The sequence below is a fragment of the Dyadobacter sp. genome (assembly GCF_017744695.1).
Lineage (GTDB): Bacteria > Bacteroidota > Bacteroidia > Cytophagales > Spirosomataceae > Dyadobacter.
Map to the genome: position 1 here is coordinate 214,646 of NZ_JAGIAS010000012.1, position 26,395 is coordinate 241,040.

At 50.2% G+C, this 26,395-nt stretch carries 17 protein-coding genes and 1 pseudogene; 6 read left to right on the forward strand and 12 right to left on the reverse strand.

Going from position 1 to position 26,395, the window contains the following annotated elements; genetic code table 11:
* Positions 1-24 precede the first annotated feature (24 nt).
* Positions 25-4,173: a DUF6923 family protein gene (locus J7619_RS31315; RefSeq protein WP_291208586.1), complete on the reverse strand. Its 4,149-nt coding sequence runs from the start codon at positions 4,171-4,173 to the stop codon at positions 25-27.
* A 415-nt stretch (positions 4,174-4,588) separates the two neighbouring features.
* Here J7619_RS31315 and J7619_RS31320 point away from each other — a divergent pair, with 415 nt between their 5' ends.
* The 3 genes from J7619_RS31320 to J7619_RS31330 all read left to right on the forward strand — a co-directional run bounded on the left by J7619_RS31320 (position 4,589) and on the right by J7619_RS31330 (position 8,824).
* Complete coding sequence (locus J7619_RS31320) at positions 4,589-7,783, forward strand: ATP-binding protein (protein WP_291208589.1); 3,195 nt, start codon at positions 4,589-4,591, stop codon at positions 7,781-7,783.
* A 115-nt stretch (positions 7,784-7,898) separates the two neighbouring features.
* On the forward strand, positions 7,899-8,417 hold the full coding sequence (locus J7619_RS31325) for a hypothetical protein (RefSeq protein ID WP_291208592.1): 519 nt from the start codon (positions 7,899-7,901) through the stop codon (positions 8,415-8,417).
* Positions 8,414-8,824 carry a hypothetical protein gene (locus J7619_RS31330; RefSeq protein WP_291208594.1) on the forward strand — a complete coding sequence of 137 codons (411 nt, stop codon included), beginning with the start codon at positions 8,414-8,416 and terminating at the stop codon, positions 8,822-8,824. Before J7619_RS31325 ends, J7619_RS31330 begins: the two co-directional genes overlap by 4 nt.
* 40 nt (positions 8,825-8,864) lie before the next feature.
* On the opposite strand, the gene J7619_RS31335 is transcribed toward J7619_RS31330, so the two are convergent.
* A complete protein-coding gene (locus J7619_RS31335) occupies positions 8,865-9,761 on the reverse strand; it encodes an AraC family transcriptional regulator (protein ID WP_291208596.1) in 897 nt (298 codons plus the stop codon).
* A gap of 202 nt (positions 9,762-9,963) precedes the next feature.
* Here J7619_RS31335 and J7619_RS31340 point away from each other — a divergent pair, with 202 nt between their 5' ends.
* Positions 9,964-11,025, forward strand: a complete 1,062-nt coding sequence (locus J7619_RS31340) for an aldo/keto reductase (protein WP_291208599.1) — start codon at positions 9,964-9,966, stop codon at positions 11,023-11,025.
* A gap of 22 nt (positions 11,026-11,047) precedes the next feature.
* Here the strand turns inward: J7619_RS31340 and J7619_RS31345 are convergent, their stop codons facing one another.
* From J7619_RS31345 to J7619_RS31355, 3 genes and pseudogenes are all read right to left on the reverse strand, one after another.
* Positions 11,048-11,815, reverse strand: a complete 768-nt coding sequence (locus J7619_RS31345; RefSeq protein ID WP_291208602.1) for an ABC transporter permease — start codon at positions 11,813-11,815, stop codon at positions 11,048-11,050.
* A 1-nt stretch (position 11,816) separates the two neighbouring features.
* Positions 11,817-12,578 (reverse strand): annotated as a pseudogene (locus tag J7619_RS31350) (ABC transporter ATP-binding protein).
* A gap of 12 nt (positions 12,579-12,590) precedes the next feature.
* Entirely contained in the window at positions 12,591-13,520 is a 930-nt protein-coding gene (locus J7619_RS31355) for a pentapeptide repeat-containing protein (protein WP_291208605.1), read from the reverse strand.
* Between the two features lie 233 nt (positions 13,521-13,753).
* Here J7619_RS31355 and J7619_RS31360 point away from each other — a divergent pair, with 233 nt between their 5' ends.
* Positions 13,754-15,718 (forward strand): KUP/HAK/KT family potassium transporter, encoded by a 1,965-nt coding sequence (locus J7619_RS31360; protein WP_291208608.1) that lies wholly within the window; start codon positions 13,754-13,756, stop codon positions 15,716-15,718.
* 198 nt (positions 15,719-15,916) lie between these two features.
* On the opposite strand, the gene J7619_RS31365 is transcribed toward J7619_RS31360, so the two are convergent.
* The 6 genes from J7619_RS31365 to J7619_RS31390 all read right to left on the reverse strand — a co-directional run bounded on the left by J7619_RS31365 (position 15,917) and on the right by J7619_RS31390 (position 21,915).
* The gene (locus J7619_RS31365) at positions 15,917-16,822 is read right to left on the reverse strand and encodes a prohibitin family protein (protein ID WP_291208611.1); all 906 of its coding nucleotides are present in this window, start codon (positions 16,820-16,822) and stop codon (positions 15,917-15,919) included.
* A 222-nt stretch (positions 16,823-17,044) separates the two neighbouring features.
* A complete protein-coding gene (locus tag J7619_RS31370; RefSeq protein ID WP_291208614.1) occupies positions 17,045-17,719 on the reverse strand; it encodes an ABC transporter ATP-binding protein in 675 nt (224 codons plus the stop codon).
* A gap of 4 nt (positions 17,720-17,723) precedes the next feature.
* Positions 17,724-18,989 (reverse strand): ABC transporter permease, encoded by a 1,266-nt coding sequence (locus tag J7619_RS31375; protein ID WP_291208617.1) that lies wholly within the window; start codon positions 18,987-18,989, stop codon positions 17,724-17,726.
* Between the two features lie 6 nt (positions 18,990-18,995).
* Complete coding sequence (locus J7619_RS31380) at positions 18,996-20,096, reverse strand: efflux RND transporter periplasmic adaptor subunit (RefSeq protein ID WP_291208620.1); 1,101 nt, start codon at positions 20,094-20,096, stop codon at positions 18,996-18,998.
* A gap of 4 nt (positions 20,097-20,100) precedes the next feature.
* Entirely contained in the window at positions 20,101-21,432 is a 1,332-nt protein-coding gene (locus J7619_RS31385; RefSeq protein ID WP_291208623.1) for a TolC family protein, read from the reverse strand.
* A 27-nt stretch (positions 21,433-21,459) separates the two neighbouring features.
* On the reverse strand, positions 21,460-21,915 hold the full coding sequence (locus tag J7619_RS31390) for a GbsR/MarR family transcriptional regulator (protein WP_291208626.1): 456 nt from the start codon (positions 21,913-21,915) through the stop codon (positions 21,460-21,462).
* Positions 21,916-22,650: 735 nt separating this feature from the next.
* Between J7619_RS31390 and J7619_RS31395 the strand changes: the two genes are divergently transcribed.
* Positions 22,651-25,218 (forward strand): discoidin domain-containing protein, encoded by a 2,568-nt coding sequence (locus J7619_RS31395; RefSeq protein ID WP_291208629.1) that lies wholly within the window; start codon positions 22,651-22,653, stop codon positions 25,216-25,218.
* A 140-nt stretch (positions 25,219-25,358) separates the two neighbouring features.
* Here J7619_RS31395 and J7619_RS31400 read toward each other — a convergent pair whose 3' ends face one another.
* Positions 25,359-26,369: a sialidase family protein gene (locus J7619_RS31400; protein ID WP_291208632.1), complete on the reverse strand. Its 1,011-nt coding sequence runs from the start codon at positions 26,367-26,369 to the stop codon at positions 25,359-25,361.
* Between the last annotated feature and the right edge of the window lie 26 nt (positions 26,370-26,395).

Genomic DNA, 26,395 nt, shown 5'->3' on the forward strand with positions numbered 1-26,395 from the left:
TTGTGTTAACATGCTATCGCCTGATTACCTTACGATCATGACTTTCTGCACACGCTGGACGCCATTATCGAATGTGAGTGTAACGGAGTAAATGCCGGCAGCCAGTTTTCTGATATCCAGCCCTTCCGCTGGTACCGACGGGTTGTCCAACACTTTTACCCCCGTTGCATTGTGTAAAGTCACTTTCCGGACCCGTGCGAAATCTGTGATTTTCAAACGATCGCTTGCCGGATTCGGATAAGCGGCCAATAATCCGGAGACGTCGAACTCCGCACGCTGAATGCTACTGTAAGCGAATGTGGCATCTTTATCGACCATTTTCAAACGGTAGTAGTTGATCCCTTCGGCAGGTGCATTGTCGATGAAATCGTATCGTTTCAGCGATGCACTTTCTCCATGCGATGCTTTTACACCGATATTTATCCACTTGCGTGCATCGCTGCTGCGCTCGATCTCAAAACGGTCGCTGTTGGTTTCTTCGGTGGTAGCCCAGTTCAGGACGGAAATACCCTTCGCACTGCTTCCCTCCTTTTTTACACTGAATGATACCAGTGTGACAGGCAGCGGCTTGACGTACAGCGTCCCCAATGCCGAAGTAAGTGTGCAGATATCGCTGTCGCTATCGACGATGACACGATATTGATAGCCATCCCAGGCGGTGGTGGCCGGTGTAAGCGACAATGAATCGGTGGCCGCGCCCGAATAGGTCCCGTTGGCGTCGGTTACGCCGCCCGGGGCCAGGTTTGTCCAGTTATTACCGCCATCCGTGCTGACCTGCCACTGATAGCGCAGCGTGCCGGTACCGGTTGCTTCCACTGTAAATGAAGCGGGCTTACCTGGCTGCGTGGTCTGCATTTGCGGATCGGGTTGCGTAAGTTCAATATCGCAAAGGGTCGCGGTGACGCAGTTGGCGCCGTCGTTGCTGTTAGACGGGATCGAGGTCGACATAAAGCTGGCCGAATTGGCTACCGGGTCTATTTTGTAAAAACGTCCCGACTCGTTGTGGAATGCATACAGCTTACCGGTAGCATCTGCGAAAACAGCTCCGAAACCGCTGTTGCCGGGCAGGCCTGACACCGGCGTCGCGCCTGTGGTAACAGCTCCTGTGAGCGGGTTGATCGTCGAAATGCGGGCGTCGGTAGTGAATCCGTAGACCAGTTGGGTCGAAGGCAGGTAGGCAAAATCAGACCCTCCGAAAGTACTACTCAATGCCACGCCGTAGGTTGGCCCGGTTTGAAGCGCGAAGCCATTGGTTGGGTCAACCAGTTTCAGGTAAGTCGATGGACGGTTCGGGTCGACATCGATGACGTAGAAGCTCGGTGTACCGGTTTGATAAACCATCATATAACCATTAGGCAACTCTACGCCGACATTGAAGTTGCCGGATGCCGGCAGGTTGGCGATCGGATATTCCACCGTACCACCCTCACGATCGATCTGTACAATGCTGTTGGTACCGTTCTTCGTTGCCCATAGCATGTTATCCGCGGAGTTATAGATCAGCGAGTTGACCGTCATCGGCAGCGGAGCGATTTCGGTACGTGCACCCGTGCCGACATTATAGGCATATAAAGTCGATACCGGCTCGCCGGCAGCAGCGGCCACCTGGTAAGTAATACCATCCGTGCAGTCGAAAGGCAGGTTTTCCAGAATTGCATTCGGGCAACTGGCCCCGTCGTTGCTATTGGAGGTAATGCTGGTCGAAAGCAGTGTGGATGTGGCCGCGGTTGGGTTAATGCGGTGAAATGTTCCCGGGTCGTTGGCAAAAGCATACAATTTGCCGGAGGGATCGGCGAATACGGCGCCGAATGTTGTGCCCGTTGGCAAACCTGCGACTACGGATCCCAAGGTGGTCACCCCGGTGAGGTGGTTCAGCGTGATGAGCCGTGCGGTAACACTTTCCACACCGTAAATCAGATTGCTTACGGGCTCATAAACCAAGTCCGCTACGTTAATCGGCGCACTGACTGCCTTGCCATATGTCGGGCCTGTCTGAGGCGCGAAGCCGTTAGCGGGGTCCACCAGGCGCAGATAGCTGGCTCGGGCGGGATTGATATCGATCACATAGTAATTAGGCTGGTTAGAGGTGTAAATCAGCATATAACCGCCCGGAAGCGAAGTCCCGACATTATAATTGGTCGTCGGCAAATTTGGAATAGCATATTCAACAAGGGTCCCTGCTGCATCTATCCGCACAATCGTACCGGTCCCGTTTTTAGTCGCCCAAAGCGTGTTATCTACTTCGCTATATATGAGCGAATTGACCGTCTCGCTCAACGGGGCAATGAGCGTACGGGTGCCATCGGTCACATTATATGCGTAAAGCGAGGAAACCGGCTCACCGGCTGCTGCGGCTACCTGGTAGGCCACGCCGTTTTCACAGGAGAACGGTGTAAGGCAGCCAGTAATGGTAATCGGCTGGCTTACCGGACCGGAACAGCCGTCGTTTTCGAAACGGGCGTAATACGTGCCTGCGGGCGCATGCGCCGGATCGGCAACCAATGTAGCTGGTGAAGGGGTGTTGGAGGTATAAAAACGCAGGGTGCTGCCCGCTGGCGGGGTGCCTATTACCAATCGGTTCAGGTCGTAGGTCGTTGCCGGGCATATGGGCGCCTCGGTACCGACCCGCAAGGTAGGAGCGCCGGGAACGGCAAACACGTTCATCGTGGCAGATGAAGAATTTGTCGTACAAAGATTACTCGTAATCACGCAGCGATAGCGATAGTTGTTCCAGCCGGTAGTTGACGGTGTTACAGTGAGCGTAGCGGTACCGCCACCTGAATAGCTGCCGTTGGCTCCGGAAAACGGAATGGTTTGCATATTCACCCACGTCCCACCGCCATTAGTGCTTTGCTGCCACTGGTAGGTAAAAGGGCCGTTGCCGTCCGGTGCGACTGTGAAGGTAGTTGGAGTACCCGGGCAAAGCGTCACGTCGCCTGGTACCACCGGAATGTCGGTATCACATTCCACAAATGCGTTAGGGCAGCTTGCCGCGTCGTTTCCTCCGCCCGGCGCGCTGGTAGAGAGAAGAGTGGCCGTATTGGCAACCGGGTCTATGCGGTAGAAACCACCCGTAGAATTATTGAATGCATATAATTTGCCTGCCTTATCACTGAACATACCACCGTACGCAGCAGGTGGCAACCCCGCTACGGCGGTTGCATTGACACTAACGGCACCGGTCACGGGGTTGATCGTCGTAATCTGCGCGGAAGTATTGATGCCATAGCCCAGGCCGGTGGAGGCCAGATAGGCCATGTCCGAGGTATTGAAGGCGGCTGAGACCGGAATACCATAGCTTGGGCCAGTTTTCAAGGCATACCCGTTAGCCGGGTCCACGAGTTCGAGATATGTAGCCCGCGAAGGATCTACATCCACCACGAAAAATTGGATATCCGATGTGCTGTAAATCATCATATAGGCGTTGGGCAATTCTACGCCCACATAGTAGGTTCCCGTTGGCAGGTTAGCGATGTCATAAACAACAGTACCCCCTCCCGATCCGATACGTACGATGTCGTTCGAATTATCCAGTGTCGCCCAAAGGAAGTTGTCGGCTGCGGTACTATAAATCAGGGAGTTCATGCTATACGGCGTAATGTTACCGATCTGAGTACGTACTCCGGAGCTGACGTTGTAACTGAAAAGCGAAGACTCCGTTGCCCCGCTGGTAATTGCGATCTGGTAGGCGATGCCGTCCAGGCAGCCGAATGCCCCCTGCCAACCCATCCTGAAATTCTGGTTTGTCATGTTGGTAGCCTGATTCGTCAATGCGATCTCGCCTAACAGGGGCGCATTGGCCTGGTTGGCCGTGTTATTGGATCCGACCACATCTTCGGCCACGTAATAGATGCCGGGTACTCGTCCCCCTTTTGGGTTGGTAGCAGTGTTCGTCAACACAAGCTTGTAACCTGTCAAATTGTTGGGCAGGCCGGCAAATGAATAGCCACCCGCGGAACCTACCTGGGTGGACGCGATGATTGTGCCGGACGCATTCACAACATTGACGTACATCGTGCCGCCGAAATTGGTACTGGTTTCGCCGGCGTCGACAACCTTGTCGTTGTCGGTATCGACCCAGACAGTACCCGAGATGTTGACCGCTATGGCCGCCCCATAGCACAGCACTCCCATAAGCAGTAAAAGCGCCCTCACTAATAGATTTTTCTTCATTTGGCGAGTGGTTTATAGTTAGAAAATGAACACAATTGATTCGAATTCTCTTCAAATAGGGATTTGTATGTATAGTGTGATACGGAGGTAAAAAAGGGCGCTTGAATCGATAGGCAGCAAAATTAAGTCTACAATTCGAGTAGGATCCTAGTAATATATCACGGTGATTTTAGAAATAATTCTATTTGATATATCCCGGAGATTAGGTCGGCACATACGACGCACTTACCTGCTAAATGGAAGAATTGGTGAGCGGATGGACATCCCCTTTCGCGGGATAGCGCCAATGAGGACGCAACGGCATATTGCTGAGAAGAAGAATATTTTGTGTTAACTAATAGAAGTATTTCTAGCTGATTTCTCATTTATACTTCCGTATTTTGTTTCACTACCGTCGCCCGATGGAATTTTGAGTATGATTACTATTACCCGACTTCGCCGGATTTGCCATTCGATTTTTACTATTTTAATTTGTTCAGTTGCTCTTGGTTGCCCACATCCGGTATGGGGGCAGCAAGCTCATTATCAACCGGGAAGCTATTCGGTCAGCCATTACAATGACCAGAACGGTCTGCCTCAAAACAGCGTAAAAGGCCTGGCGCAGGGAGCAGACGGGTTTGTCTGGCTCACCACTGAAAATGGCCTGGTACGTTTCGACGGCAACTTCTTTTATGTTTTTGACCGATCTAATACCCGCATTGCCTCCAACCGCTTCCAGTACATCCTACCCGCGATGAAGCGCCCTTTCAACAGGCTCTATGCCCGTCAGGTGGATGAAGGATATCTCCGGCATCAATACCTGCGGATAGAACATGGGACCGCTGCACTGGATTCCGCAGTTTTTACCGACATTTTTAAAGCGATTGGTTCCGTTCAGGGAGATCGCGACGCCGATTTCCCCACAGGCGTCATGGATTTGGTAAGGCCCGACTTTAGACCAAGGGATTATATTATACCCATTACCGGGAATGAAGGGGCATACTTTCACTTTCGGCATGGAAAACTGACGTATTACCAGGATTGGAGAGTGCAGAAAGCGATTGTGATCAACGAGACGAATTCGCGGGAATGGTTCCGACTGGGGAAATCACTCTTCTACCGCGCGGAAGATCAGGTACTCAAAAGGCTTTCATTTGCAGATGGTCCTGACAATACCGGTGCCATCATCCGTGAAACCCGCTTATCGGGTGATATTGAAAAAGATCCGCTGTACTTGCGCAGGTCCGAAAAAACGAAGCTATACTGGAACAATACCGCGGATCAGGTATTTTTATCCATCGGCAATAACCTCTACATACTAAGCGACGGCGGAGACGCGACACTGCGAACGCAACTTGTGTTAACGGGTTTCGATCTGGCATCCAACTTCATTGGCACTATACTGTACAGCCCGGCGAGCCGCAGGTTGTTTCTGGGTAGCACGATCAAAGGCCTGTTTGTTGTGAAGAAAAATGATTTTCGGACAGTGTCCCCCATAGCCGGAGGAATCGACGACGTATTTTATGCTCAGATGAGACTGGGAGCCAGTTCGGTGCAAACGCCAAACGGCCGCATATTTGATTTAAAAGGAGAAATATCCGCGTCACCTGCGAAGAAAATACGGGCGGCAAGGCGCGGAATGACCGAATACCGGATTGCGACGGACCGCTTTGGCAATATCTGGACCACCACGGGTAATATCTTATATTGTTTTGCCAACGATGGGTCCACCATCAAAAACAAATGGGACCTGAAACGCGAAATCAGCGATATCTACTTAGGGCATGACGGCGCATTGTGGGTTGCAATGACCCGTGATCTCTTGTATCGCGTGAAATATGAAGGGGACACAATTGGCCTATCCCTTTGGGCCGACCTTCGTTTGAAAGAAAAAAGAATCAATTTTTTGCTACATCGGAAAGATGGCCACATGTGGGTCGGGACCGGTGCGGGAGTTTATTCGCTGAATCTGAAAGACAATAAACTCACATTAATTCCGGGCACAGCTGCGTATAATGTCAGAAGTTTATACGTTTCCCGGGAACCCGCCGGTGAGCATTTATGGATCACCAGCTACAACAACGGGTTCGTTTTGTATCGGAACGGGGCGCTTACAGCATTTCCATTGGACCGCGTCGGCTATCTCGCCGCTTCGCACTATATATTTGAGGATAACAACGGCTTTTTCTGGATTCCAACCAACAAAGGGTTGTTCCAGGCAAAGAAAAGCGAGCTGCTCGCCTATGCCGGGGAAAAGAGTTCTGGCGGGGTTCCCTACTACAAACATTTTAGTACAGACGACGGCTTCAAAACCAACGAGTTCAACGGCGGATGCCGCCCCTGTGCAGTAAGGCTGGATAACGGATATGTTTCAATGCCGTCCATGAACGGTCTGCTATTTTTTGTACCGGAAGCGCTATCGGACGATTCAGGTACTCCCGGCATATTTATTGACAGGGTCGAAAGCCAGGGGAAAGTTCTCCCGATCACCGGAAATTATCTGACTTTATCCCAGGATGAAAAAAACCGGAACATATTTGTCAGCACACCTTTTTTCGGAAACACCGAAAATCTGGTATTGTTCTACGCGCTCACGCCCGAAGGACAAGCTCCGGCCGATCAGGAATGGGTACCGCTTCACGCCGGAGAGGGGATCAACGTTTCGCGCCTTAATTATGGAAAGTATGTGCTGCATGTAAGAAAACGGACCGGTTTTGGGGAAAAGCAGCTGGCTTACAAGTCGTTGGAATTAAATGTACTCCCGAAATGGTACCAGACCTGGTATTTCAGGGCGTTTATGGCGCTTGTCGGCGCACTGGTCGTGTATACGACTCAAAGAATGAGTGTCTGGCGGGTTCAAAAGCGCAACCGCAATTTGGAACTGAGCGTCGCGGAACGGACCCAGGAACTTCGGGAGACTTTATACTCTCTACGGTCGTCGGAAGAAGAGCTGACAAGGCAGCTACGCTTGCATATGCGGATGATTGCCTCCATCTCGCACGATGTGCGCACGCCTGTACATTACATCCGCGTGGCCTCGGAGGGAATTGAAAATTACCTGGAAAGCGACGAGATTCCTCATGCGCAGCAACTGGCTTCTACCATAGGCGTAACCAGCAAGCGGCTGGTGAACCTGCTTGATTCGATGGTCGCTTTCACGAAATCCGAAATGTCGAACACGCAATCGGTGGTGCAGGAAACCAACCTCCGCCAGCTTGTTATCGAAAAAACAGAACTTTTCAAGCCCATCCTGGCCGCTCAAAACGGCAGGCTGCAAATCGACATACCTGAGGACCTTTTGGTGATGATCAATGCGAGCCTGTTTGGCGTGATCATCCACAATTTGATCGACAACGCGGTAAAGGTCAAAGATGGCAATACCATTCACATTGGCGCCAGAAAGCTGCAAGGTACGCTTCACATGACCATTCGCGACAAAGGGCCGGGAATGCCCGCCGACCTGGTGAGCTGGTTGAACCTCTCGCTGACAGAGATAAGCCGGGCCAAACCGATGCCGGAAAAGTACGACGGGCTCGGATTGATGATGGTCCGTGAAATTGCACAGATTCTGGGGATTGAAATCACCGTCGAAGTAGACGAAGGTACTACGGTGAATCTGAGGTTTGGCTAAACGACCCACACTTGCATTGACGTCAGCCGAGGTACACACGACAGATTTGGATGGCTTCCCTCCTGTTTATCGGACTTTTTTTGAAAGTTGGTTATGCCCAATCTATATTAGGATTATGCTTTGCAGATTAAATTACTTTTTGCCAAAAGTCCGGATGTTTATTGCGTTGCTAATGGCATTTACATCGTGTAATCGTGACAGGAATGCCATACAGGAACGGGACCTTCTGGCTTTAAAGCGAAAATATGATGCACGCACGGTCAATTACTTTTATGAGACCGTTTTTCATGAAGATTTTTCCAAGGGAAATAATGATAACCTTTGGAAATGGACGACTGATCCCTCCATCGTTATCAAAGGACGTGCATCGGCGGCGGATACCGCGTCGGTCCGGGAGGTAATTGCCGAAATCAATGCGCTTGGATTGCCGCTGAAATGTCGGCTTGCGCAAGCGCCTGATAGTGCTGCAATACCGCTATTTTTCGGAAATGTGGAGGAAGTAGCGTCATTTCTCGGCTTTGGGGATTTGTCTTCGATGGGTGTAGATACCAGCAGCACTTTTGGATTAACCGTGAGGATTCAGTCACTATCGCCGAAGCTTCGTCTGAACTTAGCAAATTGTCGCCCAATTTGAAGATTGCGATCGGTCAGCAGCAGCCATCCGAACCTGACCATGGCATTGTCATATCATTGACAGAAAATAAGCAGCAGAAGCCGGCCGTTTTGCAGGAAGGCAAAACAATTGCCGGAAAGAGTTGCATGTTCCACAAAATAATCAAGACCAAGGTATCGCTCTCTTTTAATCTTAGCGACCGGAGTAAAGAACTTCGCAAGCAAAGCCTGGTGAATTCGCTGTATTTCAGCCTGGTGCCAATTAAAATGACCAAATCCAGAATTGATCACCTGTACACACTAACAAACGGGCGAATTTCATTTACCAGGCATTACGCTGACCTGCTTAGAATAGTTTATGCCAACGAATTGGTTGATGGTTACAACCGCAGGGAGTTCATAAAACTTAAATCCGGTCTGGCCCTGTGAATATTGTGTTTAGAAAGATAATGTCTTCCCAGAGTCCCGCTCAATTCAAGGTCCGGTATTCGCTGGGTGTGCAACCAACGCGCTGCTTGAACAGCCGCGTAAAATGCTGAGGATATTTGAAGCCCAAATCATAAGCCACCTGGGCCACGGACTTCTCAAGGTCGAAAACCCTTTCTTTCGCCAAATCGATTACCTTCTCCTGAATGTATTCCTGAGCTGTTTTGCCGGTTTCTTTTTTGATTACATCCCCGAAATAATTGGCCGAAAGGTTCAGCTCGGCAGCACACCAGGCTACCGAAGGCAGGCCGTTTTCAAATGGTTTGTCCGACGAATAGTAGCCATTCAAAACTCCCTCGAAACGCTCGATGATGCTGTTGTTTGAATGATCACGGGTGATAAACTGCCGGTCATAGAAGCGGGTGCAATAATCCAGCAGCAACTCTATATTGGCCGAAATCAGTTTGCGGGTGTGTTTATCGATGGATTGGTCGAGTTCATGCCGGATTTTTCCGAAAAGATCCAGCACGATCTGCCGCTCTTTTTCGGAGACGTGCAGCGCCTCGTTGACATCGTAGGAAAAGAAAGAATACTCGTGAATGTGCCTGCCTAACGAAGTTCCTTTGATGAGCTCCGGGTGGAAAAGCAGCGCCCACCCTTTTGGCTCGAATGTCTTTACAGCCGGCTGCACCGCCAGTATCTGCCCCGGGGCGACGAACACCAGCGTACCTTCCTGATAGTCGTAGTGGCTTCGGCCGTATTTCAGTTCCCCACAATTGAGCTCTTTCAAATACACCGCATAAAGACCAAAATTGAACGTTTGGGCAGGCATTGGACCTGCTTTGGACAAGTCAAGCAGGGTTACAAGCGGATGCTGGGTTGCTACACCTCTCAGGTTGTTGTAAAAGGCCACACTATCGAGCTTCACTATTTCTTCCATGTTCTTATATCTGTTGTAAACTCAAATTTAAGCACTGCATGCGCGATCAAAAAGTACCGGCATCCGAATCAGTAATAATGGTAGTTCAAACCGTAATCTGTGTCATTCTTCATTCGCCGGGGCGATTGAAATTTGCATTGTCAAACTAGGTCAAGATACACAAATGGAGAACAGGAGAAACTTTATCAAAACTACTACGGCAATGGGTGCTGGTTTATTCGGTCCATTCACCTCGCCCAACGCACAGCCAGCCCACCCAGCTGCGAACCTTAAAACAAGGACGCTTGGGATCGGCAAAAACAAAATCGAGGTTTCCTCCCTCGGCCTGGGTTGTATGGGGATGAGCTACCACCGGAGCTTTATCCCGGAGAAGAAATACATGATCTCGCTCATTCACAAAGCATTGGACATGGGCGTCACATTCTTTGATACCGCCGAAGCCTACGGCCCCTATCGCAATGAAGAACTCGTCGGCGAGGCGCTCGGCGCGAGGCGGAAGGATATCGTGCTCTGTACCAAATTCGGCTTCAACATTCAGGATGGCAAACTGGCCGGGACCAACAGCGATCCGCAGCATATTCGGCAAGTGGTGGAACAATCTCTGAAAAGACTGAAAACGGATTACATCGATTTGCTCTACCAGCACCGTGTCGATCCGAATGTGCCGATCGAAGATGTGGCCGGCACGGTAAAAGACCTTATCTATGAAGGTAAGGTTAAGCATTTCGGGATGAGCGAAGCCAACTCCGAAACGATTCGCAAAGCGCACGTGGTGCAACCCCTCACCGCCTTGCAAAGCGAGTATTCTCTGATGACGCGCCAGCCTGAAAAAGATGTGGTCAAAACCTGCGAAGAGCTTGGCATCGGTTTTGTCCCATACAGCCCGCTGAGCCGCGGGTTCCTTTCCGGATACATCACCGAGCATACCAAATACAACCCGGCCAACGACAACCGGCCATCGCTTCCCCGCTACCAGCCGGAGGCGATCAAGGCGAATTGGGTGATGATCGATACACTCACAACTTTTGGCAACCAACGCGGGCTTTCAGCGGCACAGGTAGCATTGGCGTGGCTGATGGCACAGAAACCCTGGATCGTGCCTATTCCCGGAACAACCAAACTCGCGCATTTGCAGGAAAACCTCTGGGCGATGGATTACCAGTTCACACCTCAAGAGCTCACCCAGTTGACGGCGGATCTCAACAAGATCACCATTGTGGGCGACCGTTATACCGGACAGTCTGCGCAGCAGGTGAATAAGTAATCGTGCCGAGGGATCTTTCGCCTCAGCTTGTCCTGCGGTACACTCGCATTGCAAGCACGTATGCAAAAACTACAATTCCTCCACACCAGGCGAGCGCAAGCCAAAGCTGATCGCCTGCCGGTTGATTGGATAATAGCGCACGGATCGTCTCGACCACCGATGTCACCGGCTGATTTTCCGCAAACACGCGGACTGCCGGCGGCATCGTGGCAGTAGGTACGAATGCCGAGCTGATCAGTGGTAGGAAATGGATCGGATAAGCGATTGCGGCTGCGCCATCGATAGTTTTTGCAGATAAACCTGCAATGGCCGCAATCCAGGTCAATGTCAAGGTAAATAATGCGAGAACACCAACTACGCCCAGCCACTCGAACACGCCCGCAGGCGAGCGGAAACCCATGAGCAGCGCTACCAGCACGATGATAAAAAGGGAGATCATATTCGATACGAGAGAGGTCAGCACATGTCCCCACAATGCGGCCGAGCGCGCAATCGGCATCGAATGAAACCGCTCGAATATGCCTTTCTGCATATCTAAAAATAACCGGTAGGAAGTGTATCCGATGCTGTTTGCAATGGCGATCAGCAGGATGCCAGGCAGCAAATAGTTAACGTAGTTGTCCGTACCGGTCTGAATAGCCCCACCAAGTACGTATACGAAGAGCAACATCATGGCAATGGGCATTAAGGTAACGGTAATGATCGTATCCATGCTGCGGAAAACATGTCGCAACGAACGGCCCAGCATGACGGCAGTGTCTGTAAAAAAATAGGTCTTTGTAGCTTCCATTTTATTTTTCCTGGTTAGCGCCAACGATCGCAAGGAAGATTTCTTCCAGGCTCGGCTGTTTTTCGATGTATTCTACTGTCGCAGCGGGGAACAGCTTTTTCAGTTCTGCCAGCGTGCCGCTGACGATAATTTTTCCTTTGTCCAGAATAGCGATCCTGTCGGCGAGCTGTTCGGCTTCTTCCAGGTACTGGGTGGTCAGAAAGACGGTGGTGCCACCGGCCGCGAGTTCTTTAACGATTCTCCAGACCTCGATGCGGGCCTCCGGGTCAAGACCAGTGGTGGGCTCGTCCAGAAATACGAGCGGGGCGTTGCCGACCAGGCTCATCGCGATATCGAGCCTTCGACGCATTCCGCCTGAATAGGTGGATGCCATACGGCCGGCAGCTTCGGTTAGGCCAAAGCGTTTTAACAGATCGTCCGCGATTTGACGAGGATTTTGAAGGTGCCGTAGCCTGGCGATCAGGATCAGGTTCTCCCGCCCGCTAAGCATTTCGTCCACGGCGGCAAACTACCCAGTCAGGCTGATGACCTGACGGACCTGATCGGGACTTACGGTAACATCAAACCCATTGACGATGGCTTTCCCGCTATCGGGTTTGAGCAGCGTGGTCAGGATTTTGACAATTGTGGTTTTTCCGGAGCCATTGGTGCCGAGCAGTGCGAAAATGCTGCCCTTTTCTACCCCGAAATCCACCCCTTTGAGCACAGGAAGCCCGTTGAAGGACTTCTGAAGCCCTTCAACTTGTATTGCCAGTTTTTGCATGATTGACTTGGGTTAGATGATTGTAACGTTTGACAAATCGACGACTCTGAGGCCTTTGAGGGCCAGGTAGGTGAGCTTGTCCATCGTGGCCCCATCGAAGTTGATGGTTTTCAGGGCCAGGTGTGATTTGTTTGTCAAAGCGAAAGGAACTGTAAAGGAGACATTTCTGAGCGTTGCACCCCGGAAGGACACATCGTTCAGGGCCGATTTGTCAAACCGGACGCCATCGAAGGTTTGACCGGCAAAGTCAACGCCACGCAGGTCGCAGTAGCTGAAATCCACTCCAGTAAATGTGCAGTTTTCGAATACTGCTTTTCTGAGGTCTGTTTTGATCAGCTTCACATCCACCAGGTTTGCGTCCACAAATTTTGCGCCCTGGCCCGACATGTTTAGCATCGTGCGCACCAGGATGGATTGACGGAAGCTTGCGCCGGTCAGGTCAGTGACTGAAAAGTTGCATTCTGTCAGGTCGGCTCCATCAAAATTCGCTTCCCGGGCGTCCGTGGCGTCAAAGGAGCTTCCGGTCAGGTCGGCATTGGAGAAGTCTGCCCCGCGTAGCGAGCTGGCTTTGAATTTTCCTTTGTGCAAAACAACACCTGCAAAATCGCTTCCTTGAAGATCGGCCGCGGTGAGGTTTATCAGAACCTGACGGTCGTGGGAACCGTTGGCATTCTCCATTACATGAGCCGACGGCTTTGCCAACTCGGATGCATTAGATATTTCGGCAGCCACAGACGGCGCGTTTTCGGAAAAATAATTGAGATCTACCCCTAAAATCTCCGCCAGCCGGTCGAATGTGGTGATGTCGGGCATCGATTCTCCTCTCTCCCATTTGCCGACTGCCTGCGGGCTGATAAATATCTGCTGGGCGAGCTGCGCCTGCGACATATTCTTCTCTTTTCGTGCTTTGGCGATCTTTTCGCCGATTACCTTGCTGTCCATCCGAATTGTGTTTTGTTTTTTGATTTCGATATCGCAAAACTATGTTGGAGACGCCAAGCGGCCTGTAAAAATGCGACTACTCTTGGTTGTATCGACGCTACTTCTGGTTGTTATTTGCATCCAACGCGTTGCAGCCCTTATAAAACACGCCGATTTGAAGGCCCAAACGTCGAAATCTTGCAGATTCCTGCGAAAGTTGATTTATTTCGTAAAAATCGAAAACAACTTTCATTTTGGAACACAGCGCAGACTATCACTCATTTCACAAACAGATCAAACCAGCCGGGCTTTTGATAGCCATCGGGATCGTATTCGGCGACATCGGGACCTCGCCACTTTACACACTGAATGCGCTTTTCCATGAAGGAGAAATTGTTTCGCCCACCAAAGCGTTAGGCATTCTCAGCTGTATTATCTGGACGCTTACGCTTCAGACTACCTTAAAATACATTCTCATCACCTTGCAAGCGGACAACCATGGTGAAGGTGGGATCTTTTCGCTTTACACGCTCATCAGGAGGTATTTTGGTAAATGGCTGATCGTGCCCGCCATCCTGGGCGGCGCATTCCTGATCGCCGACGGGATCATAACGCCACCCATATCGGTCGCCTCTGCGATCGAAGGGCTTCAAAAATTTGACCCGCATCTGAACACAGTCCCGATCGTTATAGCGATAATCGTTGTGCTCTTCCTCATTCAGCAGCTCGGTACCCAGCAGATAGGAAAGTTTTTCGGACCGGTGATGCTCATTTGGTTTTCGTTTATCGGCGTGATCGGTTTAATGGCGCTCTCGTCGGACTGGTCCGTCTTGAAGGCCATAAACCCCTGGTATGCCTACGAGCTGCTGGTGAACTATCCGGCTGGCTTTTGGCTTTTGGGCGGCATATTTTTGTGTACCACGGGTGCAGAAGCACTTTACAGCGACATGGGCCATGTAGGACGAAACAATATCCGTGTAAGCTGGATCTATGTAAAGTTTTGTCTGATTTTGAGCTACGCCGGACAGACGGCCTGGCTGTTGGGTGTGGGAAAAGCCAATGCATTGAGCCCCTTCTACAACATTATCCCCCAGGGCATTTACATCCCTTCCGTCATTTTAGCCTCGATGGCTACGGTGATCGCCAGTCAGGCGCTCATCTCTGGCTGTTTTACATTGGTTAATGAGGCGATCCGGCTCGGCGTGTGGCCCCGAAACCGGGTGATCTTCCCGGGCACAATCCGCGGGCAAATGTACATTCCATTCTTCAACTGGTTTCTCATGTGCGCTTGTATCCTGATGGTCCTGCACTTCCGCGAATCAAAAAACATGGAGGCAGCATTCGGCCTTTCCGTGACGTTGACCATGTTGATTACCACTTTTTTGATGGCGCTATACCTGGTTACCCGGCGGGTAAATATGGCCCTGGTGGGACTGATCACAGCCGTATTCCTGGCCGTCGAATGTTCGTTTCTTACCGCTAACCTGCAAAAGCTGCACGAAGGAGGCTGGATTATGCTCGTGGTAGGAGCTATTCTTTCGTTGACCATGCTTACCTGGCAGCAAGGCCGCCGCATGCAGGAAAAACTGATCGCTTTTTCACCGATTACCCCGATTGTCGCGCAAAAGCTAAGCGACCTTTCTACGAACTACGCCATCCGAAGTTATGCGACCAACCTGATATACCTCACTTCAAGCAGTAAAAGTGATCTGATTGAAACCAGGGCGCTGGATTCAATTTTCAATAGTCCGGCCAAGCGCGCGGATATCTATTGGTTCATTCATGTTAACGTGGCCGATGAGCCGTACACGTTGCATTACGATGTAAAAACGATTTCGCCGAACGATGCCTACTTTATCAATATCCACATCGGATTTCGCATCGAGCCCAAAGTCGATTTGTTCTTCCGCCGCATTGTTCAGGACCTGATCTCAACCGGGGAATTGGTCTACGAGCAGGCCGAGGAAAAGAAATATGACCGGCGCGATATGGGAGATTACCGATTTATAGTGGGCAGCTCTTACCTGTCCTATGACAATGCCTTATCATTTTGGAAAAACCTTCTGATTAAATCCTATTACAACCTGAAAATGATCGGCGTGCAGGAAGGAGCCAACTTCGGGTTAGATGAAAGCAATGTTATTTATGAAAAATATCCGCTCGTGTATCAGCCTTTGGATGAATATGTAATACGCCGAAACCCGGCAGCCGGCAGCTAGTAAAATGCCCTTGCCGCCGGACCTGCCCGGGAAAGCGCTAACCGAAATATATCCGGCAGGCGAAGGCAGTGATTGACATGATGGAGAGAATGAGAAGAAGGAAGCTGAAAGGTTTGACCCGGTTACGACTTCGAGGTTTCATGGTTGGAACTGTTTAGTGAAAAGCGTTTTTTTATGATCGTCAATACTTTAAATACATTATTTGTCGCTCAATAGCAGTGGTATATTCCCTTTTGCAGGAATGATGACAATTTTTGAATTGGGGGATCCCGCCAGCTCTTTTTGTGCTTTGATATTTTCGTATTGAAGCTGTTTGTCTGTCAGGCTTAAAGAAATAATCGTCTGGTAGTCAGCAATACCCCTGGCTTCAACACGCTTTCTTTCGGCTTCCTGCTTTTCTTTTTGTAAGACAAACTCCATTTTCTGGGCTTCCTGCTCGGCATTGATTTTCGATTCGATCGTCTTCTTGACCGACTCGGGGAGATTGATATTACGAATAAGAATTTGTTCCAGGATTAGACCACGGCTCTTGAAATCCTTATCTATCGATTGATAAATGCGGTTCTGGAATTCGTCCCGTCGCTTAGAGTAAAGTGCGACGGCGTCGTAATAAACTGCATTGTCCCGGATGCGCGTTCTGGTGACCGGTCTGACAATTTTGTCTTTATAGTCTACCCCAATCCCCTTGTAAATACCTGGGGCTTTGTCGGGCATGATCTTGTAAAGGACGGTCAGGTCTATAACCACTTCCAACCCATCCGCCGAAAGTACCCGAATAGCGTCGTCTCCTTTGACCTCCCCTTCGCTGGTCACGGCAGACATCGTATAATTTTGCGTCTTGGTATCAAAAATGGCTACATTGGCCAATGGGTTGACAAAATTGAGCCCGTTTTCCAGGACCCGCGGATTTACTTTACCGAAAAGTGACTGGACGCCAATCGTGCCGGCATCGATTTGTCTGATGCCAGCTGACACCACTCCCAGGGCGGCCACGACACTGCCGGCGATTTTTAATACACCTGCATATCGGGCAATTTGATTGTCCGCATTCGAAACGAATACCCCCACCAACAGTAGCAGTATCCCCATTACTAAAATGAACATAGTCGGATGGTTTAACATTTGTTTGAAAACTATCAGTCTATACGATCCAAACACATGCCATATATCAACCGACAACCAAATGACTGATTTGCAGACAATTGAATATTGGAATTACATCTTATTTGACTTTGGGATTATCAAAATGATAAGAAACCTATCATTTTGAAAGGATACTTTGAAGAGCCCGGCCGGACCCACATTCGCGGTTAACGTTCCGCTCCGTCAACCTTCAACGATTTGACCGTCAGCCATATGAATTCTGCGGTCGGCCCGACGGGCAAAATCTTCATCGTGGGTGACCACCAGAACGGTTTGTTGTCTTTCCCTGGCCAGTTCTTTAAAGAGGCCAAAAACGGTCGCGCTGTTTGTGCTATCCAGGTTCCCGGTCGGTTCGTCCCCCATCACGATCAGCGGGTCGTTGATCAGCGCCCTGGCAATGGCCACGCGTTGCTGCTGGCCTCCGGAAAGCAATGCGGCCCGCTTGGTGGCCTGACTATCCACGTCCAGCAGTTTCAACAGATCCATCGCCCGCTGCTCGATCTGGCCGGTGGGAACTGCGCCCAGCTTGCGGGCGGGAAGCATGACATTTTCCAGGGAAGTAAATTCGGGAAGCAGATAATGGAATTGAAACACAAAACCGATGTGACGATTGCGGAAAGCCGCTAACCAACGGTTTGGCTTTCCCTTCATCTGCTCTCCGTCAATTTCGATGCTACCCTCGAAGTCAGTATCCATCGTCGATAGCAGGTATAGCAACGTCGATTTGCCGCTACCCGACTTCCCTGTTATAGCCACGAACTCGCCTGCTTTCACCTGGAAGCCAACATTGTTGAGTACCTGGTTTCGGACCGGTTCATTAAAATACTTATTGAGGTTTGCAACTTCCAGTACGTTCATAGGGCTATCCTCTTAAAATAGAAATTGGATCCATCTTTGCGGCTTTCCGGGACGGCAAATATCCCGATAATGCCGTCGTCAATATGCCGAACGTAAAGCCGGTGACATAGTAAACAGGTTTGAAACTGACCGGAAGATGGTCGAGCGTTATCATCACATCACTGTTGAACGGCACCTTCGAAACCGCATATGAGATAAGAAAACCAAATAGCAGGCCCATTACTGCACCTGCTGCCCCGATAACCAGGGCCTGTGTCAGAAAAATGCCCCTGACATCGGAATCGGAGAACCCGGTCGCCTTCAGGATAGCGATCTCCTTCATTTTTTCATAGATCATCATGGTCAGAATGTTAAAGATTCCAAAGCCGGCGACGAGCAAAATGGTACCCGCTACCCCGTAAACGATCATTCTTCGGAGTACGTCACCCTCCAGAAGAGAAGCGTTATCCTTTTTCCAGTCTGAGCCCTGGTAGTTGTAGCGCGCCTGCAATTGCCGTGACATTTCCGGCGCCATTTCTTTATCGAACAGCTTGACTTTTATCTCCGTAAGATAGGATGCGGGAACGGCCAACAGCTTTTGGACGGTTTTTATACTGGCGTAGCATTGCTGTTTATCAATATCAGTAAGGCCGGTCTTGAAAATTCCGGCTACTATTACGGGAAAATTTCCGCCTTTTTCGGTAGTAACCAGGATCTGGTCGCCGGTTTTCACGTTCAGCTGTCTGGCCAGCCCAACCCCCATCAGAATGCTGTTGGCTTTGACGGCGATTTCCTCGTAGCTACCGTCTATGATCTTACCGGAAAGATTGAATAGCCGGTCTTCCATCTCCGGGTCGATGCCGTTGATTTTACCGTTCAACGACGAAGAGCCGAGCCGGAAGAACACCTGGGTGGTGATAGCCCCCGAAGCTGCCTGAACACGCGGGTCGGCTTGCAGGACATCCAAGACCTGGTTGACATCTTTCAGATTGAGCAGGATGTCTTTGGGTTTCTGATGGTGTACCAGGTTGACGAAGCCGGGAAAACGCCTGTCCAGCAACGACTGATCCGCTATCTGTATTTCATTATACAACCTGAGATGCGGGGATTGCTGAAAAACCACATCCTGAGTGTACTCATTGGTGCCCTGAATGAAGCTGACCATAAAAATGAACACCGTAATGCCGAAGGCTACTCCCGCGGTGGCAACCAGTGTCTGCCGCAGCTTGGCCTTCATATATGTGGCAGCAATGGAAGCTGACAAGGCGATATTGGTAAGCCGTTTTTTCATGTCATTTCACGGGGCTTTTTCATACACAAGATCCCCCGCTTTTAGTCCGCCTTTAATTTCGGTCCACTGACCGCTTCTTACGCCAACATTCAATTTCCGTTTGACAACTTTGTCGTTAGCACCCGCCGACCACACCGAATCTCCCGGTTGCAGGAACGTACTGGGTATAACCAGCGCATTGCCCTGCCGCCGGATAAGAATGTTAGCCTCGACAGAAGATTGCGGAAAAAAGCTGCCGGTGTCGGTAACCGTGGCTTCCACTTTGAAGCTCCGATTTTCCTTTTGTACCACGGGTACAATCTTGCTCACCGTTGCATTGAATTGTTTACCCTCAAAAGCGTCGGTTTCAAAAAAAACGCTTTGCCCCAGTTTTACGCGGGCAATATCCCTCTCGTCTACCAGCAGTTCCAGTTTGAACCGGCCATCGGTGCCTGTCAACAGGATCGGGTCGCCTGCCTCGGCGGTACTTCCTTCTGTGTGATAAATACTGAACACCTTGCCCCCGATGCTGCTGGTGAGCACATTGGTTTCCCTGTGCTGGCGTAGCTCGGCAAGCTGGCGACCGACCGAAAGCACTTTTTCCCGTTGGTCAGCAAGGAGCGCCTCGTACTCGTATTGCAGGTTTTTATATTCCGTCAGGCTCGTCTGCGCCTTCATGGCCCGGTTTCCAGCCTCCTGCGCGGGAACGGCCTTTTCCAAAGCGAGCTCCTGATATTTTTGGGACTCAGCCAAATCGTGGTCGTATTGCTCCCTGGCCAGTGCGGCTCGCTGGCGTAACTCCCGGCCCCTCGCAGAACTGTCGGATGCATTCTGGCGCGCGAGCCGGAGTTGTTTGCCGAGGATATCCAGCTGGGCGTTCTGGCTGGGCTGGCCGAGCACGGCGAGTACCTGCCCTTTTTGTACCTCCTCCCCCTGCGCCACCAGGATCTTAAGGATATGTTCGTTGGACGTGGCCTTAATCACCTCATATTGCACGGGCATGATCTCGCCGGAGGCGTAAACCGCCTCGTTGACTGCTTTTGTGGTTACCTTAAAACTCGCAGGTTCCTTTTTGCAGGAGTACAGCGCTCCAAAGCTCGCCAGCGCTAATGCATACAGCTTTTTCATACACTTAATGGCCTTGTAAATATTCGATTTCAACGATTTCGATCAGGCTCTGCAGTTGGGCGGCCAGCCGCTTGCTCCGGATTACCGTCAGTTCGTCCTGCAACTGCTTCATCTGCATCATGTCTATAATCCCCTTTTCTAATTTCTTTGTCGAGAGCCTGATATTTTCCACTGCAAGCGTCTCTTTTGCCCTAAGGGAGGCGAGCTCCTGCTTCGCCCGGCTGTAATTGATTTCTGCGGTCAGGAAAGCCTTGTTTGCGCTGCTGATATTTGCCTCTCGTTCCGCCTGGGCCAGCAGCATACTTTCCTTATCCTTCTTGAGTTGGTGGTGCATCCGAGGCATATCAAAGACGGGTACGGAAAGCCGTAGGCCCACATAGCCGGAAGAAAACCATTTCGAGCGCGTTATAAAGCTGGCCTCGCTACCAAAGCCAAGCCGGCTGTAACCGCTGACGACGGATAGTTTGGGATACAACGCGGCCCTCGATTGCACATAAGCGCTCCCGGCGATTTCGACGCTCAGGCTGTCCTGGACAAAATCCGGTAAGAGCTGAGGATTGAAACCGGTTGGCGGAGCGGCTTCCGTAATCGAAATGCTGCTGGTATCTATCCGAATCGAATCTGCAAACGGAAACCCCATCCAGAATTTAAGATCCAGAAGTGACTGCTGGTACGCAGCCCTGACACCGGCCGCTTCATCACTTAGGTCTTCCAGCAAAGCCAGCGATTGGTTTACCGCGATCTGGTCGGTAATACCTTTATCAAAGCTCAACGTAATTAACCGGTGGCTTTCGCGAAAATCCTGGAGCCGGATCTCTGCTGTATGGTAATCCTGCTGTTTCAGCGCGGCCGAATAGTAGGCCATCCGCACATTTTTGGATACTAATTTTTGTTCGGAGAGATTTTGACCGGCCTTCCATTGCTGTTCGAGCATGGCGGTTTTGATTTGTTTCCATCCCGCCACATCGATCAGGCTCCAATCGGCCTTCAACCCGACATTCCCCATCCAGGGCGTTCCCAAACGGACCGGAATAAATGTACCCTGCGGCTGGCCGAGCAATTCGCCCGGGAATACCTGAACCGGTATTTGCCAATAATGGTCCAGCGAGGCCGATCCGGAGACCACCGGCAGCAGGCTGGCTTTGGATTGACTGGTGGCAATAGTGGCGACCGTCGTTCGCTGGCGGCCCGCCAATAGTTCCTTGTTATGGGCTGCTGCGTAATCCAGGCATTGGTCCAGCGTCCAATCGGGCTGGCCAATACAGATCCGGGTTGTTGCCGTCCAAAGAATGAGCAGCCACAACTGCACCGCGCTTCGTTTGTTCTTTAAGTTCATTATTAAAAGAACCAAAAAGTTAAAATTTTAACCGTCAAGCTCAATCGTTCTCTTCCAGCGTTCCAGGATAATGGGAAATTCGACCAGCAGCATTTTATAAAGGACAGCGACCTCTCCCAGTTCCTTATCGAACTGGTCCTGAACACCCCGCGCCTTCCTGACATCATCCAGGATGCTAAAAAACTGTTGGTAACGTGAGGTCATCTCCTTTTCATTGAACAGGCTTCGCATATTGACATAGAAAAAACGTCTGCGTTTCCCTCCTACCGTCCGAAAACTGGCCATACCCGAGGCAGTCAGCATTTTAAGTGCATTCGATACTGCACTTTTGCTCACCTTGAAATAATCGACCAAATCTTCAAAAACAGCCCCTTCACTCCCTTGGAGCAACAGATACGCAAAAACCCTCGCCGCTACCGGTGTCAGGCCCATATGCTCCAAAAGGCCACTGTGTTGTTCAATCCGTTCTCTGTGCTGCTCCAAAATTCTATGTTATCTGGCTAGTTCTCAAAGTAATATCATTTAGTTCTCCCAAACAAGAACCAAATGACAAAAACTTGCTGGCAGGCCGGGGTTTCGCTGCAAACTTTCCGCATTCCGAGCCATTCCTTATCGAGACCTTTTTAGGCAAAACCTAGAAATAATACGATTGTGCGCCATTTCCGGCGCCCTTACTTTTGTCAAGTTCAATGTAGAATTACTTGAATCATATGATCGATTGAGATTTGCTTTTCCGCCTGGCTCAGGCCGCCGCTGCTGCGATTGGGCAACTGACGGACGAATGGATCGAAGCATCTAATCGGAGACGCCCCGTAGAGGGCGGTTCGATTCGCCCCCATTTGAATGAAAGGAGCCGCTGGCCGAAAAAGGAGATTCAACCATCAATAACTGTCTGACGAACAGGGCACCTCCGCGTCTATTTAATCAAGAATGAGCTTGAAGAGATCAAGCCTTCCACCCGAAATTTAAAACAATTCCCACTATACACGTTTTTTCTTTCATTTTAACTGATTTATCATGAAAAAATTTGTGCTAAGTATCTCCTTCCTAGGATTGACTCTGTTAAGCGCCACCGGCTGGTCGCAATCTTTTTGCAACGGGCCAAATTTGTTGGTCAATCCAAGCTTTGAACAGCCGGTGGTGCCCAATGGCAATGGTGCAAATAACATAGTAGCCAGTGTTCCAGGATGGACAAACCTATCTACTACAACCACTAGTGTGAACATAGTACGGCCGACCGGCGTAGGCACGATTGGACCGTCAAGCGCGCATGACGGAGATCAGTATATCGATCTGCAGGGCGCTACCGGGATTATGCAGCAAACATTCACAATTTCGCAACCTGCGCAATTAGCTTTTTCCGGCAACTTCGCTAACCGCGGCGTCAACCTCCCGGGATACACAGGGGGGACAATCGCTATTCAAATTCTCAGCGAAGATTTATCGATTCAATACGCGGCAGCAGCTTCGACATTGACTGCTGCGTCGGGAAACGGGACGTGGATTACCTTGAACGGCCTGACTTCGGTTCTTCAACCCGGAACTTACATTTATCGCTTTTTTGCACGTACTGATTTTGTACACTACGACGATTTTTCTTTGTGCATAGCTACTAATGCGGCACAAGCGTGTCTTGAGAGAACTGTACTGAAGCCCCAGCCGGGGTGGAGTGCAACGGCATCCAGCAGTTTTGCCGGAATGCCTGCAAGCAAAGCAATTGACGGCAGTATCCGTGACATAAGCGGGACGGAAACCGATACATGGGCTGCCGCTTCGGGAACATCGGCAGGCGAGTATATTACATTTGACTACGGAACGGCTCAGAATTTGGTGGGCTTTGTTTACTACCCACGCACGTTGGTAGCAGAGGATATCCGGAATTACACTGTTCAATACAGCAATGACGGAACGACGTTTACTGACATTCAGAGCGGGACAATGGCGCGTCAAACCGTCTTTGAAAACGCTGCAACGCCCCCGGTAGAAATCCGTGTAGGAAATCCTATTGAAGTGAATTTTGTGACAGCCGTTTCCGCCCGTTATTTACGACTGGTGGTACGTTCGGTTGAGGGCGCCAATATTGCCGCGATTGCGGAATTGCTGCCCATTGTATGTGGGGCGCAGCCAATAGATGACATTTCTTGTGTAAATGCCGACCTTCTTAACACTGGTACCAACGCGGTTGGCAACGGTTTGGGTACGCTAAATCGTTTCGACAATAATTGGGAAGTGACGTTTGTACCTAACGGTGGGGCCAGCTATACCAATACGCTGCCATTATTGTCGTCGATAGGTAATCCAACCTACGTCCCGGCTGTAATCACCGGCAATAAATTCCCGAACACCTGGGCAAATAGTCCTTTCGGGAATGCACAATGGATTAGTTACAGCCAGAGCTCGCGCGATGTGAATGCAACCAGCCTCGCGGATGGGATAAGCCAAAACTCCTACTTCTTTCGCTACCGGTTCAATTTAACAGATCCTTACCTGTTACCAGCGTTTAAGCTTAGGTTGAACTTCCTTGCGGACAATGTCACTAAAAATATCTACATCAATGGCAATGGCCTGGCTCCCCAGTTTGGGTTACCAGGCGGGGGGTTCCAATTGAGCAATCAAACGCAAACCTCGCTTAATCAACATTGGCAACTGGGCGAGAATGAGATTATCGTCCAGCTTTATTCTCAACCATCACTGGCGGGTTTCCTTGGTCAAAATATAACAACCTGCCCGGGCCTTGACTTTGGCGATGCACCCGCCAGCTATAATGTAAGCCGGACAACTTTCGGCGCCGGACACATCGTAGAGACAGACCAATCGGGTAATGTGACTTTAAAACTGGGATCTTTGATCGATAGCGAACCCGATGGCGTAGCCTCGTTTGGCACGAGCGACAACACTGTGGGCCAGAATGACGAGGATGGCGTAAGTACTTTCCCCGGCATCCCGGCGGGTATCAATCCGACGATTACCAACTACACGATTAATGTGGCCGTTGCGAACATTACCGGTGCGACGGCAAACCTTTGCGGATGGATCGATTGGGACAACAATGGCGTTTTCGACGCCGGCGAATCGGTTTGCACAACAGTTCCCAACAATGCAACATCCGCTCAACTTGTATGGCCGACAGCGGTATTTAACGGTCAAATCGGTGGAAGCACTTATGCCCGCTTCCGTATAACAACAGATGCCTTGTCAAGCCCGAACGGCGCAGCTTCGAATGGTGAGGTGGAAGATTACCTGATTACTTTCGGACCGTTGCCCGTAAAGCTTAGTTCGTTCGACGCCGTTAAACGAGAGAATGCCGCTGCTTTGAACTGGGCCACCACAGAAGAAACGCAAAGCGACCGATTTGAGATCGAGCACAGTTTGGATGGAAAGAGCTGGAATTTAATTGGCACTGTGAAGTCCAGTGGAGAAAGCACCTCTGTGAAGCATTATTCTTTCGTTGACAATGCCCCGGCAAAAGGCGCCAATCTTTACCGGTTGAAAATGGTCGACACAGATGGCACGTTTGCATACAGCCGGATCCGAAATTTGCAATTTGATGGAATCGAAGCGTCCGTGTACCCTAATCCGGTCAGCGATAAACTGTTCATTCACAAGGTCGAAGGAGTACGCCAGGTCACGGTTTTCAATGTTGCCGGACAGAAAGTCATTGAGTTAAGCAAAATATCAGCCAGCGGAGTGGATATTTCTAAATTGTCCGCAGGCATTTATGTCGTGAGCATTCGGCGCAACGATGGCAGTGAGGAAAGCACTAAGGTGCTCGTTGTCAAGCAATAATTAAGAACAGCCGGCATGCGGCGAGAAATCGTGTTGAAGCATCCGGCAGATGCGTAATACAAAAGGCCGTCTCAAAGCAATTTGAGGCGGTCTTTTTGCTTTTCAAGCCGGCGTACAGGACAAGAAGTTAACCTGAGTTTTCAACATCCTCCACTTCTTGGTATGGCATAGATCACGTTGCCGGAAACAGACAAGTTGAACACTTTGTCCTGTATGACGGGAAGTAAAAGTTGCCATGTTTTTCCCTTGTCTGAGGATCTGTAAATACCTGCCGGGTGACCACAGAACATATATTTTCCAACCTCTGCAATGGAAGCGATAATGAGGCTTGCCGGGAGGTCACCATCGATGGGCTGCCAGGTTTTGCCGCGGTCATATGATGTCCGTACCCTACTTGTCTCCGTCTCTGCATTATAAGTGATCGCGGCAAATCCATCTTTGATGCGCTCGATAGCAATGCCCACTCCGCGCTCATTAATCACATTAACCCAATTTTCACCATTATCTATTGACCGAATTATACCTCTCTGACTAGTAGCCATCAGCACTCCATTTGACTCTACCACTTTCATCACCCAGCCTCCGTCATAGACTCGCTTCCAGGTTTTTTCACTACCATCATATTTAAAAAGGCCCCTGCCGCAACCTATAAAAACATTGTCCCCGGTTTCGAAAACGGTGCGAACATCCTTCCCTTGAAAATCCGTATATATCGGCAACCATAAACCCGTTCCGTTTACATTTTGCAAAAAATGACCTCCGTAATTGAATGCAAGCAATCCCGTTTTGCCCGGGACAATGCCGCTAACGTTGTCCGGAGAAATCTCTTTTTTCCAAAAAGGAGCAGTGGAATTGGGTTTGCTGTAATACATTCCATTTCCAGTGCGCAGATAGATTCCATTATCATTTGCAAGGAAACCATCTCTCGGGATACCCTCTTCCGACAAATTTTCGGGCAACCCTTCGCTAATGTCCTGCCAGGTTTCGCCGCCATCGGCAGATTTAAAAATAATATTGGCAGCTCCCGCCCGATCCCGGTTTTGTTTTTGCTTGCTATCCGTAAGTGAGGATAACCGTGGAAATTCCAAAGCCTGATCAAGGGCAAATGGGAATTGAAAAAGGAGCAAAAAAGCGAGGTTATGGATTTTCATGACTAAATTGGTTTGGTGAAATAATG

Excerpts from the sequence above, each read along its gene's own strand:
- J7619_RS31315 (WP_291208586.1), bottom strand. The coding sequence starts at position 4,173 with ATGAAGAAAAATCTATTAGTGAGGGCGCTTTTACTGCTTATGGGAGTG.
- J7619_RS31320 (WP_291208589.1), top strand. The coding sequence starts at position 4,589 with ATGATTACTATTACCCGACTTCGCCGGATTTGCCATTCGATTTTTACT.
- J7619_RS31325 (WP_291208592.1), top strand. The coding sequence starts at position 7,899 with ATGCTTTGCAGATTAAATTACTTTTTGCCAAAAGTCCGGATGTTTATT.
- J7619_RS31335 (WP_291208596.1), bottom strand. The coding sequence starts at position 9,761 with ATGGAAGAAATAGTGAAGCTCGATAGTGTGGCCTTTTACAACAACCTG.
- J7619_RS31340 (WP_291208599.1), top strand. The coding sequence starts at position 9,964 with ATGGGTGCTGGTTTATTCGGTCCATTCACCTCGCCCAACGCACAGCCA.
- J7619_RS31345 (WP_291208602.1), bottom strand. The coding sequence starts at position 11,815 with ATGGAAGCTACAAAGACCTATTTTTTTACAGACACTGCCGTCATGCTG.
- J7619_RS31355 (WP_291208605.1), bottom strand. The coding sequence starts at position 13,520 with ATGGACAGCAAGGTAATCGGCGAAAAGATCGCCAAAGCACGAAAAGAG.
- J7619_RS31365 (WP_291208611.1), bottom strand. The coding sequence starts at position 16,822 with ATGTTCATTTTAGTAATGGGGATACTGCTACTGTTGGTGGGGGTATTC.
- J7619_RS31370 (WP_291208614.1), bottom strand. The coding sequence starts at position 17,719 with ATGAACGTACTGGAAGTTGCAAACCTCAATAAGTATTTTAATGAACCG.
- J7619_RS31375 (WP_291208617.1), bottom strand. The coding sequence starts at position 18,989 with ATGAAAAAACGGCTTACCAATATCGCCTTGTCAGCTTCCATTGCTGCC.
- J7619_RS31380 (WP_291208620.1), bottom strand. The coding sequence starts at position 20,096 with ATGAAAAAGCTGTATGCATTAGCGCTGGCGAGCTTTGGAGCGCTGTAC.
- J7619_RS31385 (WP_291208623.1), bottom strand. The coding sequence starts at position 21,432 with ATGAACTTAAAGAACAAACGAAGCGCGGTGCAGTTGTGGCTGCTCATT.
- J7619_RS31400 (WP_291208632.1), bottom strand. The coding sequence starts at position 26,369 with ATGAAAATCCATAACCTCGCTTTTTTGCTCCTTTTTCAATTCCCATTT.